11 protein-coding genes are annotated in these 12369 nt (G+C 64.2%); 5 read left to right on the top strand and 6 right to left on the bottom strand.

The window, feature by feature from the left end; all coding sequences use genetic code 11:
- Positions 1–774: a type III pantothenate kinase gene (locus tag AAAV21_RS07280; protein WP_195919405.1), complete on the top strand. Its 774-nt coding sequence runs from the start codon at positions 1–3 to the stop codon at positions 772–774.
- 285 nt (positions 775–1059) lie between these two features.
- On the opposite strand, the gene AAAV21_RS07275 is transcribed toward AAAV21_RS07280, so the two are convergent.
- The 3 genes from AAAV21_RS07275 to AAAV21_RS07265 all read right to left on the bottom strand — a co-directional run bounded on the left by AAAV21_RS07275 (position 1060) and on the right by AAAV21_RS07265 (position 4336).
- Complete coding sequence (locus tag AAAV21_RS07275; RefSeq protein ID WP_349108457.1) at positions 1060–1761, bottom strand: hypothetical protein; 702 nt, start codon at positions 1759–1761, stop codon at positions 1060–1062.
- Positions 1762–3489 (bottom strand): dihydropteroate synthase, encoded by a 1728-nt coding sequence (gene folP, locus AAAV21_RS07270; RefSeq protein ID WP_349108456.1) that lies wholly within the window; start codon positions 3487–3489, stop codon positions 1762–1764. It abuts the gene before it with no gap.
- Between the two features lie 94 nt (positions 3490–3583).
- The gene (locus tag AAAV21_RS07265; protein WP_349108454.1) at positions 3584–4336 is read right to left on the bottom strand and encodes an NAD-dependent protein deacylase; all 753 of its coding nucleotides are present in this window, start codon (positions 4334–4336) and stop codon (positions 3584–3586) included.
- A 136-nt stretch (positions 4337–4472) separates the two neighbouring features.
- Here AAAV21_RS07265 and AAAV21_RS07260 point away from each other — a divergent pair, with 136 nt between their 5' ends.
- On the top strand, positions 4473–5291 hold the full coding sequence (locus tag AAAV21_RS07260) for an exodeoxyribonuclease III (protein ID WP_349108452.1): 819 nt from the start codon (positions 4473–4475) through the stop codon (positions 5289–5291).
- Positions 5292–5438: 147 nt separating this feature from the next.
- Here AAAV21_RS07260 and AAAV21_RS07255 read toward each other — a convergent pair whose 3' ends face one another.
- Genes AAAV21_RS07255 through AAAV21_RS07245 form a run of 3 tightly spaced genes read right to left on the bottom strand, consistent with a single transcriptional unit; the run spans position 5439 to position 8489 of the window.
- Positions 5439–6152, bottom strand: coding sequence for a DUF6580 family putative transport protein (locus tag AAAV21_RS07255; protein WP_349108450.1), 714 nt, complete (start codon positions 6150–6152; stop codon positions 5439–5441).
- 4 nt (positions 6153–6156) lie between these two features.
- A complete protein-coding gene (locus tag AAAV21_RS07250) occupies positions 6157–7611 on the bottom strand; it encodes an ATP-binding cassette domain-containing protein (RefSeq protein ID WP_349108447.1) in 1455 nt (484 codons plus the stop codon).
- Complete coding sequence (locus AAAV21_RS07245) at positions 7611–8489, bottom strand: energy-coupling factor transporter transmembrane component T (protein ID WP_349108565.1); 879 nt, start codon at positions 8487–8489, stop codon at positions 7611–7613. Before AAAV21_RS07245 ends, AAAV21_RS07250 begins: the two co-directional genes overlap by 1 nt.
- A gap of 205 nt (positions 8490–8694) precedes the next feature.
- Between AAAV21_RS07245 and glmU the strand changes: the two genes are divergently transcribed.
- From glmU to pth, 3 genes are all read left to right on the top strand, one after another.
- Positions 8695–10107, top strand: coding sequence for a bifunctional UDP-N-acetylglucosamine diphosphorylase/glucosamine-1-phosphate N-acetyltransferase GlmU (gene glmU / locus AAAV21_RS07240; RefSeq protein WP_349108445.1), 1413 nt, complete (start codon positions 8695–8697; stop codon positions 10105–10107).
- 193 nt (positions 10108–10300) lie between these two features.
- Entirely contained in the window at positions 10301–11287 is a 987-nt protein-coding gene (locus AAAV21_RS07235; protein WP_349108443.1) for a ribose-phosphate pyrophosphokinase, read from the top strand.
- Between the two features lie 224 nt (positions 11288–11511).
- Positions 11512–12141, top strand: a complete 630-nt coding sequence (pth, locus tag AAAV21_RS07230; RefSeq protein WP_349108441.1) for an aminoacyl-tRNA hydrolase — start codon at positions 11512–11514, stop codon at positions 12139–12141.
- Positions 12142–12369: the final 228 nt, after the last annotated feature.

Raw genomic sequence — 12369 nt, 5'->3', positions numbered from 1 at the left:
ATGCTGCTCGCTATCGATATGGGAAACACGCAGACGGCCATGGGCCTGTTTGACGGAGACGAGCTGGTGCAGTCGTGGCGCATGCCCACCGACCGCTCCTATACCGCCGACGAGATCCATGTGCGCCTGATGGGTTTCTTTAAGATGTACGGCCTTTCGCTCGACGCGGTCGACGCGATCGCCTTTGCCGGCGTGGTGCCGCAGCTCTCGCGCGAATGGCACGCCGTAGCCGACCGCATTGCCGCGGACGCCATCGTCATTGGGCCGCAGACGGCCGCCGTGACCAAGCTGCGTGCGGCGCGCCCCCAGGCTGTGGGCGCCGACCGCGTCGCCAACGCCGTTGCGGCCGAAACTTTCTACGGCGCGCCGGCAATCGTGGTGGACTTTGGCACCGCGACCAATATCGACGTCATCGATGAGGACGGTTATTACATTGGCGGAGCGATCGCGCCGGGCATCCGCATCTCCATGGACGCGCTTGCCGCCCGTGCCGCCAAGCTCGCCAGCGTTCCGCTCGAGGCGCCGGAGCACGCCATCGGCCGCGATACCGAGGAGTGCATCAAGGTCGGCGCCGTGATGGGCGCCGCCGCCATGGCCGAGGGCCTGGTCGCGCGCATGAAGCGCGAGCTGGGCCGCGAGGATGCCACCGTTATCGCCACGGGCGGTCTCGCCGGCATCGTCGCCGATTCGACCGATGCCTTCGACGTGGTCGACGGGCAGCTCACCATCAAGGGCATCTGCGAAATCTACCGCCGCATGCAGGAGCTGGGGTAAGACAGGGGCATAAGTCGAGCACGTCCAATGCCCCAGCCCCCGCAAACGTTCGCCAAGCCTATTCCTCAAAATTGAAAAATTTTCAATTTTGAGGAATAGAGGCTCCTCGAATACGCCCAGCACAGCGATATCGTGCATATTTCCTATTCCTCAAAAACGAAAATTTTTCAATTTTGAGGAATAGGACCGACGCGGCCATTCTCTCGGGTCACACAGAAGCCCTCCCCGGTGCAGGCCGAAGAGGGCTTCGTTGTCATCGTTATCTTTGAGCGCTGGCGCCCCGCGTTACAGCCCGCGAATCCGTACGGCCTCGGGAGGAAACTCCTGCTCGCCGGCATCGGTCTTGATAGTCGCGCGGCCCCAGATGTCCAGGCCCGCAAACACGCCGACCGCAAGCGGCAGGCCGTTGGGCGACACCGCCGCAACTTGGCGGCCCAGCAGCGGCACCATATCGAAATACTCGCCCAGCACGGGGGCCAGCGGACCTGCGGCGCCCTGCGGCGTGTTGGCAACAGCCGCCCAGGCGTCCACGCGGGTCAGCACGGCGGCAGCCAACTCCTCGACCAGCGCTTCGTCGGCCGCATCCACACCGAGCTCGCTCAGCGCCGAACGTTCAATATCCACCGTCACGGCACCGAACATGCCCGCAGCACCGGCGCCGCCGTTGACGGCGACGCGCGCGAACGACGTCTCGAACGCGGGCGCGCCGCACACGATATTGCTCGGCCACTCAATGCCCACCTTGCCGGCAAGGCCCAGACCCGGCGTCGACGCCGTGCCCACAAGCGCGTCCATCATGCCCATCGCCGTCACAAACGGCAGGCCATGGAAGGCATGCATATTCACATCCGGGCGCATGACCAGCGAAAACGTCAACGACGCCTCGCCCGCGCTCCAAGCGCACCAGCCCGCGGACGCACCCTCGCGACCCGCGTCGCGCGCGGCGTCAAGCTCGGTACCGACGGCTACAGCATTCATCTCAATCATCTACATACGCCCCAATTCGCCCACGATATGGCCCACACGTTCCTCGGGCTCCTTGACCTCGACACCGTTGTAGCGGAAGAACCGCGCCGGGTCGTGCATCAGGTCCTCGAGCGGCACCAGCACAAAGTCGCGCTCGCCGATCAGCGGATGCGGCAGGCGCAGCTTTTTGCCGCCGTGGGTCTCGCCATCCATCCACAGCAGGTCCAGGTCGATGGTGCGCGGGCCGTTGGCCTTGGTCTTCTTGGAGCGGTCGCGCCCCAGCTCGGCCTCGATCTTCATAAGCTCGTCGAGCAGCACCAGCGGCGCCAGCTCGGTCTTGATCTCGATGACGGCGTTGGCGAATGCGTCCTGGCGCGTCTCGTAGGCCGGCTCGCTCTCGTAGATGCGCGAGCAGTTGGACACGCAGGTGAGCGGAATCTCGGCGATCATGTCGCGTGCGGCGCGGATGTTATCGCAACGATGCCCCAGGTTGGAGCCCACGGCCACAAACGCACGGCGCGGCTGCGGCTTGGCGACAGCCCAGTAACCGTTCAGGAACTGCGCAAAGCCGGTGACGTCGTGCACGCGCACGATGTTGGCACCGGCCTGGATAGCGCCCAGGCACACGCCAAACGTGGCGGCATCGCGCGCAGCGGCCTCGGTCACGCCCGAAACGGCGCCCACAAAACGCTTGCGCGACACGGCGCACATGAGCGGGTAGCCCAGCGACGCCATCTTGGCGGTCTCGCGCTGGATGACGATATCCTCGTTGGCCGTCTTGCCAAAGCCCGGACCGGGATCGATGCAGATGCGGTCGCGCGACACGCCGGCATGGATGAGCGTGCGGGCCTGGTCGGACAGAAAGCCCATGACACGGCGCATGATGGGCGCCGAATCGGGCAGGGTAAAGCGGCGGAGCTGAGAGGTGGGCACGTAGGCCTCCTCGCGGCGGGCGCTGCGGCGCATCATGGCTGCCAGGCGGTCATTGGGCTCCGGCGCGGGCTCAGGGGTCGCGGCGGCCTCGGAGACAGGGGCGGCCTCTTCGGCGGCCGGTGCCTCCTGCTTCTGCTCGTCCGCGGGCTCGGGCGCGGGCTCCGGATCGCCAAACGGCAACGAGGGCTGCACCACGCCGCCCGGCAGCTTGGCCTCCGTCTTGGGCTCGCCCAGCAACTTGCCACGGCGACGGCGGGCAGGCTTCTCGGCCTCGCGCGCAGCCTCCGCGGCCGCCTCGCGTGCCTTCTCGGCAACAAACGCCGCAGCAGAGGTATCGAGCTGCACCGTTGCATGCGTGCGCGTGGGCGCCGCGACCTCGCCGGCGTGCATCACGATGACACCGCAGGTGCTCGTCGCGACAAATTCGACCATCTTGGGGTCGGTGAAGCCCGTCACGTCGTTGACGATCGAGGCGCCGCAGCGCACGGCCGCCTTGGCAACCGCCACGTGGCGCGTGTCGATCGAGACGATGGCACCCTCTTTGGCCAGCGCGCGTACCACGGGCAGCACGCGGCGAGCCTCCTCGTCGGGGTTGACCGGGGTAAAGCCAGGACGCGTGGACTCGCCGCCCACGTCGATGATGTCGGCGCCGGCGTCGAGCATCGCCAGGCCGTACTCGATGGCGGCATCCGGGTCGAAGTGCTCCCCGCCGTCACTAAACGAATCGGGCGTCACGTTGAGGACGCCCATGATGCGCGGGCGGTCAAAGCTGAGCTCGTACTTTCCGCACCGCCATGTCTTGCTATCGTTCGCCATGAACATCCTCCTAAAATGCCCGCGCCGCCGCGCTCGGGCGCAGGCGGCGGGGTTGCTTTGCAATCAGTCTTTCTATTGTATCCGCGCACACGGGCTAGAACGCAAACGCGGCCGCGATGTCGCAAGAAATCAGCAGGTCAGCATTTGCATCCTGATCGGTGGGAGCAAGATTGCAAATGGCCAGCGTATCGCCGGTAAAGTAGCGCGTAAGGCCCGCCGCCGGATACACCACGAGCGAGGTCCCGCCCACAATGAGGGCATCGGCCGCGGCAATGGCGGCGACGGCGCCGGTCAGCACACGCTCATCGAGCGGCTCCTCGTAGAGCACCACATCGGGCTTAATGCGCCCGCCGCACGCAGGGCACACGGGCACACCCGCGGCGTCCTCGTGCTCGCGCGAGCAAATCCACTCGGCGCTATAGACCGCGCCGCACGACTGGCAAATGTTTCGATGGACCGATCCGTGCAGCTCAAACACACGCTGCGAGCCGGCCATCTGATGCAGGCCGTCGATATTTTGCGTCACCACGGCATTTAGCTTTCCGGCGCGCTCCAGCTCGGCCAGCTTGGTGTGGCAGCGGTTGGGCTTGGCGCCAAGCGCGATCATCTTGGTGCGGTAGAAGTCGAAGAACTCGGCCGGATGCGCCTCATAAAAGCTATGCGAGAGCATGGTCTCGGGCGGATAGGCAAACTGCTGGTGATACAGGCCGTCCACGCTGCGGAAATCGGGGATGCCACTCGCCGTGGAAACACCCGCGCCGCCAAAGAAGACCACGCGCTTGTGGGTGCCGAACAGCTCTTCCAGCGCGGCGGAGGCCTGCTTGGGATCCGTTATTGCCTGCGTCATATGAGTCCTCCGTCCTTGTTGGTCGGATGGCGGCGGGCGCTTGCCCGGCGCGCAGCCTTTGGATCGACACGCGCGGAGCCCACCACCGCCCCTGTTGCGCTAATCTTAAGCCTGCCAACCCCGTCGAAAGGACACCATGCCTCAGACTTACACTTTCGCCTCGTGGAACGTCAACGGCCTGCGCGCCGTGCTCAAAAAGGACCCGAGCTTTATCCAAATCGCGCAAGAACTCGATGTCGATATCTTGGCGCTGCAGGAGACCAAGCTGCAGGAGGGCCAGGTCGATATTGACCTGGCCGGCTATCACCAAACCTGGAGCTACGCCGAGCGTAAAGGCTATTCGGGCACCGCAGTCTTTAGCCGCCAGGAACCGCTGCGCGTGCTACGCGCCGACGCACTGCTACCCTACGCCAGCGAGGGCGAGGCGGCCGAGCTCGTCGCCCAAGCCACAACCGAGGGCCGCGTCTGCGCGCTCGAGTTCGACAGGTTTTGGTTTGTGGATGTCTACACGCCTAACGCCCAAAATGAGCTCGCGCGCATCGATGTACGCATGGCCTGGGACGATGCCTATCGCGGCTTTTTGAGCGCGCTTGAGCGCGAGACCGGCAAGCCCGTTGTGACCTGCGGCGACTTTAACGTGGCGCACGAGGAGATCGACCTTAAGAACCCCAAGTCCAACCGCGGCAACGCCGGTTTTTCGGACGAGGAGCGCGGCAAGTTTACCGAGCTGCTCAACGCCGGGTTTACCGATACCTGGCGCGCGGCAAACCCCGACGTCGAGGGCGTCTACAGCTGGTGGAGCTACCGCTTTAATGCCCGTAAGAACAACGCCGGCTGGCGCATCGATTACTTCCTGGTAAGTGATTCAATCGCCGCCGACGTTCGCGACACCGGTATCCGTGGCGACATCTTTGGCAGCGACCACTGTCCCGTCACCCTCACCCTAGAGTTCTAGCCCCAACTGACCCCCTGGGGACGGAGGAAAAGGGATCATCTGACCTCGTCCCCCTATAAGTTGCGGTGGAATAGTTCCTGCTTCGGCCCCAAACAGCCAAAAAAGAGAACTATTCCACCGCAAGTTCGTAAGGGAACGCAACCAGCCCTACAGTCCGTATTTCACGACGACGCGGTTGATCCGTCGACACCAGGGCCTGTACAGGGCGGCTGAGAACACGCAGGTCGCGAGGCCGTGTGTGATATCGAACGGCACTGCCGTGGCAAGACGCGCCACGGCGCCCGCCCACGTGAGCGGCTGCACAAAACCGATGATGTCGTAGGCGTTGATTACCACGCCGTAGAGCAGGCCCGATGCAAAGCCGTACGCCATCAGCGCCGGCATGCGCACGGTTCCATCCGCACGGTCGAACGCGCCCGCATGCGCCAGCGCGCCGCCAACATAGCCAACCAGGCCCCAGGCATACATCTGCCATGGCGTCCACATGCCCTGTCCAAAAAAGAAGTTGCTGGTCAGCGCCGCCAGCGCACCAACCATAAAGCCGTTACGACGACCGAGCGTCGCCCCGGCGATAATGGCGATGGCGCTCACGGGTTTAAAGTCGGGAATGGGGCCAAACAAGATGCGCCCCGCCGCGGCCAACGCCGCCAACACCAGCGTTGGCATAATCTGTCGCAGGCCCGGGCGCGACGCCTCGTAGCCCGCAAAGAACAGCGCGAGCACCAGCGCCACCACGACAAGCATGGCAAGCGCCGCCTGCTCAATGCCCGCCAGCAACGCCGCGGCCATTACCGCCGGCACCGCCGCCAGCAGCAGGATCTCCAGTTTTGCTAGTAGGCGCGAAGCGCGATGATCCGCCATCCCATCACGCCCTATAAAACACGTTGTCGGCAAAGAAGTCGGCCGGCGGCTCCATGCAGGCAATCTCACCGTCGAACATCATGGCAATGTCATCGGCAACCTGCTCGGCAAAATCCAGATCGTGCGTGGCCATGATGACGGTACCGCCAGCCTTTGCATGGTCACGCAGGGCGCGGGCGATGATGCGGCGGCTGGCCAGGTCCAAGCCCTTGGTGGGCTCATCGAGCAATAGCAGTTCGGGGCCAATCAGCAGCAGTTTTGCCAATGCGAGCAGTTGACGCTGTCCGCCCGAAAGATCGTACGGGTGGCGTCCATCCAAGCCCGACAGCCCCAGGCTCGCCGCGCGCTCCCGCGCGACAGCCTCGTCATATCCGCAGGTCGAAGCCCATTCCATCAGCTCGCCGCACACCGTCTCGGCAACCAGCAACGCCTTGGGGTTCTGAGGCAGCAGCGCCGCCGAGGCCGCCCCGCGCTCCATATGCCCACGCTGCAACTTGACCGTCTTGGCCAGCACCGAAAGCATTGTCGACTTGCCGCAGCCGTTACCGCCCACAACCGCATGCACCGCGCCAGCCGAAAACGCCGCATCGAGTCCACGCAGCACCCAGCCGCCCGCGCGATCGTAGCGAAACCAGCCCTCGCGAATAGCTGCCGCCGCACTCGTCGCCGCCACCTGCGCGGGCCAGCAAGAGTCCAAAGCCAAAAGTCCCTCGCGACTACCCAAACTCGCTAGGTCAACCACCTCGCACACGCGTCCGCCCTCAATCCGGTACGCGCACGTCGCGTATTCGAGCATTGGGCGCGGCTGATGCGTCGCCACAACAACCGTGCAGCCCAACTCGCGATTCACACGAAACAGCGCGTGCAGGAAATTCTTCTCCGCAACCGGATCAAGCTGAGACGTGGGCTCGTCGAGCAGCAGCACGCGCGGGCGCAACGCCAGCACAGCTGCCAGCGACAGCAGCTGTTTGCGTCCACCCGAAAGCGTATCGGTATCGCGGTGGAGCCAATCCTCCAACCCAAAGAAATAGCTGGTCTCGGCCACGCGACGGCGCATCTCGTCGCGCGACATGCCTAAGTTTTCCAGACCAAACGCCATCTCGTGCCACACGGTTTCGCACACGATCTGGTTCTCGGGGTCCTGAAACACATAGCCCACGCGCTCCGCGGACGCCCGAACATCCATGTCGGCAACGCTCTCGCCCAGCACGCGCAGCTCGCCAGCGCATTCACCCGTCGGCGAAATCTCGGGCTTGAGCAACGAGAGCAACGTCGACTTACCCGACCCAGTACCACCAACAAGCAACGCAAACGCCCCTTGGGGAACAGACCAGTCGAGCCCGTCGAGCACCGGCGCCTCGGCCCCGGGGTAGGCAAAGCGCAGACCCCGCACTTCAATCGCCGGCGTATCCGAGCCGCACGCCATGCCCGCCATCATGCTTCCGTCCAACCGAGCCATCAGCCAAACCTCTTCTCGTCAATCGCGTGCAGCACACAGGGCAGCGCCATCCAGGCCGCATATACGACATAGCCCAGCCACGGCGCCGGCGCCGATAGCTGCGGGTAAAACGAATACTGCGTTGTCGCGGTCCATGCCACCGCCACCGCGGCGGCACCAAACAGCGCAAGCCCCACCAGCGCGGCAACATCGCCGCGCCCCAGCCGATACCGCGCGTACGTCGTGCGACGCGTCGCGGCGCCCCACCCACGGGAGCGCATGGCGTCGGCGCGCTCCAGCGAATCCTCCATGCCCCAGCCCATCAACACACTCGATGCGCGCAAACGCGAACGCACGGGGCCGGCCGGCGCGCGCCCCGGCACATCAATCGCATCCTGCACCGCCAGTACCGTACGACCGCGGCGCAAAAACTGCGGGATAAGCCGCATACACATCGAAATCATAAGCGCGATCACCGGCGCGGCGTTACCCAAAAGCGCAAGCACCTTGTCGTAGCCAAGCATCGATGCCGCCGCCTCAAACCACAGCACGCTCGCCACAAACAGCCCACCCATGCACAGGCCGTAAACCATGCTCTCCAGATACACCGCGCGCATGCCAATACGGAACAGCTCCGTCGAGCCCGAGGCACTAAACAGCGGATTGAGCACCGCAATGATCAAAATCACCGGCAGCTGCCAGCGAAGCGCCCCCAACGTACGTGCGGCGCCGCGCGTCGCAAACCCGTACGCCAACCCGCCCGCAAGCGACAGCGCAATCAGCACCGGCTGCATCGAGAACATGGTGAGCCCCAACGTCAGCACCATGTAGAGGGCCGGCACCGCCGGATGCGACATCGAAAATGCCGCGACGGGCTCGTTGCCCGATTCCTCTCGCATGATATCCACGGGCACCCCCATTCCCTCGCTCAAACGCCAACGCCGCAGCGGCGCCGCCATGCACAACCAGCGCAAACACCACGCCGGCGGCAGCGACACCGGCCGTCACGCGTCAATCGTTACGCGCTCATCATATGCCTGCGGTATCATATTGTGCCGTGTATCGTTTCCAAACACACGTCTCTATAACGTAACAGGAGATCACATGGACGCAACCGCAATTATCCTCGCCGCCGGCGAGGGCACCCGCATGAAGTCGAACCACTGCAAGGTTTCGCACAAGATCCTGGGCAAGCCCATGGTCCAGTGGATCGTCGACGCCACCATCAAGGCCGGCTGCAGCCGCGTCGTGGTCGTCATCGGCAGCCACGCCGACGAGATGCGCGCCCTTATCGACGGCGCCTACGCCAACAGCGCCACCAAGGTCGAGTGCGTCGAGCAGACCGAGCGCCTGGGCACCGGCCACGCCGTCAAGGTCGCGCTCGAGGCCTGCGGCATCACGCAAGGCCCCGTCGTCGTGCTCAACGGCGACCTGCCGCTCATTACCGCCGACACCGTCGCCAAGTTCGCGCAGACCGTCGCCACCGGCGAGCTCGCCTGCACCGTCATGACCATGACCCCGCCCGACCCCTTCGGCTACGGCCGCATCAAGCTGGGTGCCGACGGCCAGATTGAGCGCATCATCGAGCAGAAGGACTGCACGCCCGAACAGGCCGCCACGCTGCTCGAGTGCAACGCCGGCTGCTACGCCTTCGACGGCGCGCAGCTCGCCGCGCACATCGACGAGATCGGCAACGATAACGCGCAGTCCGAGTACTATCTGCCCGACATGCTCGAGATCCTCAAAGGCCACGGCCAGGCAGTCTCCATCTTCCACTGCGATGACTACCGCGACGGCCTGGGCGTCAACAGCCGTATCCAGCTCGCGCAGCTCACCGCCATCGCGCGCGACCGCATCAACGAGCACTGGATGGCCGAGGGCGTTACCTTCATCGATCCCACGCAGGCCTGGATCGGCCCCGATGCCGTTATCGGCCGCGACACCGTCGTGTGGCCGCAGACACATCTGATCGGCCACGTCACCGTAGGCGAGGAGTGCCAGCTCGGCCCCAACAGCCGCCTCACCGACACCACCGTCGGCAGCGGCTGCACCATCGATGAGACCATCGCCATCGAGGCCGTCATCGAGAACGGCGTCGACTGCGGCCCGCGCGCCTACCTGCGCCCGGGCACCCACATGCTCGACGGCTCCAAGGCCGGCACGCACGTGGAGATCAAGAAGTCCACGATCGGCGAGGGCTCCAAGGTTCCGCACCTGTCCTACATCGGCGACACCACCATGGGCTCCGGCGTCAACGTGGGCGCGGGCTCCATCACCTGCAACTACGACGGCGTGCACAAGCACAAGACCGTCATCGGCAAGGATGCCTTCATCGGTTCCGACACCATGATGGTCGCGCCCGCTCAGATCGGCGACGGCGCGCTTGTGGCCGCCGGCTCCGTCATCACCGAGCCGGTTCCGGCCGACGCGCTCGGCTTGGGCCGCGCCCGTCAGGTAAATATTGAGGGCTGGGCCGCCGATTACCGCCGCCGTCTGCACGAGAACGACGAGGTATAACGTTTTACCAAGCACAAAAGGAGCTGTTCTCACGGGGACGGCTCCTTTTTCTATCGTGACCTGCGCGACCGGATGAGTGGTCGGTTCGTGTCCGTTGACGGTAAAGACGTTATCAAGACTCGAATAACCCCGCCGCACGGTTACAATGCAAAAAGGCATCTATATGGCATTCGATGTATAAAGGAGAAGGGTAATGCCGATTAATGATCCCGAGAAGTCGGAGAATATGCGCAAGTCCATCCGCGTGTATTCCGGTTCCTCCAACCGTCCCCTCGCTCAGAAGATCGCTGAGTACCTTGGGGTCGAGCTTTCGGGCCTTACGCTAAAGCAGTTCGCCAATGGTGAGATTTACGCCCGCTACGACGAGACCGTCCGCGGCGCCGACGTCTTCCTGATTCAGTCCGTGGCCGGCGGCAACGTCAACGACATGCTCATGGAGCTGCTCATCGCCACCGACGCTGCCAAGCGCGCATCCGCCCGCTCCATCACCGCCGTTATCACCCACTACGGCTATGCCCGCCAGGACCGCAAGGCCGGCCCGCGCGAGCCCATCACCGCCCGCCTCGTCGCCAACCTGCTCGAGCGCGCCGGCGTCGACCGCATCATCACCCTCGACCTGCACCAGGGTCAGATCCAGGGCTTCTTCGATATCCCGGTTAACCACCTGTCCGCACTGCCGCTGTTTGGCCAGTACTACAACGACATGCACTTCGACACCGACAACCTGGTTGTCGTCTCCCCCGACGTGGGTCGTGCCAAGGCCGCCAAGAAGCTGTCCGACATGCTCGGCTGCGACCTGGCCATCGCCCACAAGGGCCGTCCGCGCCACAACGCCGCCGAGGTCATGGGCATCATCGGTGACATCAAGGGCAAGACCTGCATCATCAACGACGACATGATCGACACCGCTGGCACCCTGTGCGCCAACGTCAAGGAGCTCAAGGCCATGGGCGCCGGCGACATCTACGTGTGCGCCACCCACGGCATCTTCTCCGGTCCGGCCATCGAGCGCCTGAACGACGCCCCGATCGTCGAGTGCCTCGTCACCGATGCCATCCCCGTCGAGGTCGGCGGCAAGATCAAGACCATCTCGGTCGCCGAGGAGTTCGCTCAGGCTATCTCCGCCGTTTACCACGAGGAGCCCGTCTCCACGCTCGTCGGCGGCGACTTCGCGCTGTAATCGCATCGTCCTTGCAACCCGGCGCATCGCCGTCGGAACAGAAGAAACCCCCGCGCTCCCCCTTGCTTCGCAAAGGTCGCGCGGGGGTTTCTTCTGTTCCGACGGCTTGCTCTGCTGCGGCCGTGCTTTTGTCTGGTGGGATTTCGCTGAAACGAAGTCTCGCCTTCGGCGGGCGTGGTAGCCTTTGTCGTTGATTGAACTATTTGTGTAACGAAGGGACAAATATGGCAGCTGCACAGCCGCTTAAGATTCGCATGGTTGCCGGACTTGGCAACCCGGGCGATGAGTATGCCGAGACCCGCCACAACGCTGGCTTCAAAGCAATCGACGAGTTGGCCCGTCAGGCCGGTGTCACGTACTGGAAAAACCAGGCCGGCGCCGAGGTCGCGCTCATCAACATCAACGACCCCGAGGAAGAGGGCGGCAAGCGTCAGATTGTGCTGGTCAAGCCACAGTCGTACATGAATACCTCGGGCGGTCCCATCTCCAAGCTTTGCCGCGAGTACAAAATCAAGGCCGAGGAGCTGCTCGTGATCCACGATGAGCTCGATATTCCCGCCGGCGACGTACGCGTTAAGGTGGGCGGCGGCCATGCTGGCCACAACGGGCTGCGTTCCATCATCGACAAGATGGGCAGCCGCGACTTCAGCCGCATCCGCACCGGCATCGGCAACCCTCCCGGCAAGATGGCTGTCGCCGACTACGTGCTCAAGCAGCTGCGCGCCCGCGAGGCCGAGGACTTCCAGGATACCTGCGCCCGCGCCGCAGACGCCGCCGGCCTGGCGATCGTGCACGGCGTAATCTACGCCCGCGATCACGTCAACGGCGCCGCTTCCACCAACGGCAAGCACTAAAGCCTACCATTTAGGGACAGGTTTTTTGGCAGGTTTTATCTGCGGAAACACCTCAGTTGCGGCATCGCAATCAACCGCGCGCCGACATACACACATAGCGCCCCAAAGGGGGCCGGCCTCATCACAACCCGAGGCCGGCCCCCTTTGCCGTTTTACCCGATAAAACTGACCAAAATAAACCTGCCCCTATTTGGTAGACCAAAGTGGATAGACCCTGCTCCCAACCGC

Origin of the sequence: Collinsella sp. CLA-AA-H302 (genome assembly GCF_040093305.1) — a bacterium.
In the GTDB taxonomy this organism is placed as follows: domain Bacteria; phylum Actinomycetota; class Coriobacteriia; order Coriobacteriales; family Coriobacteriaceae; genus Collinsella.
Note: the sequence above shows the minus strand (reverse complement) of the source record. Positions and strands in the feature narration are given on the sequence as shown.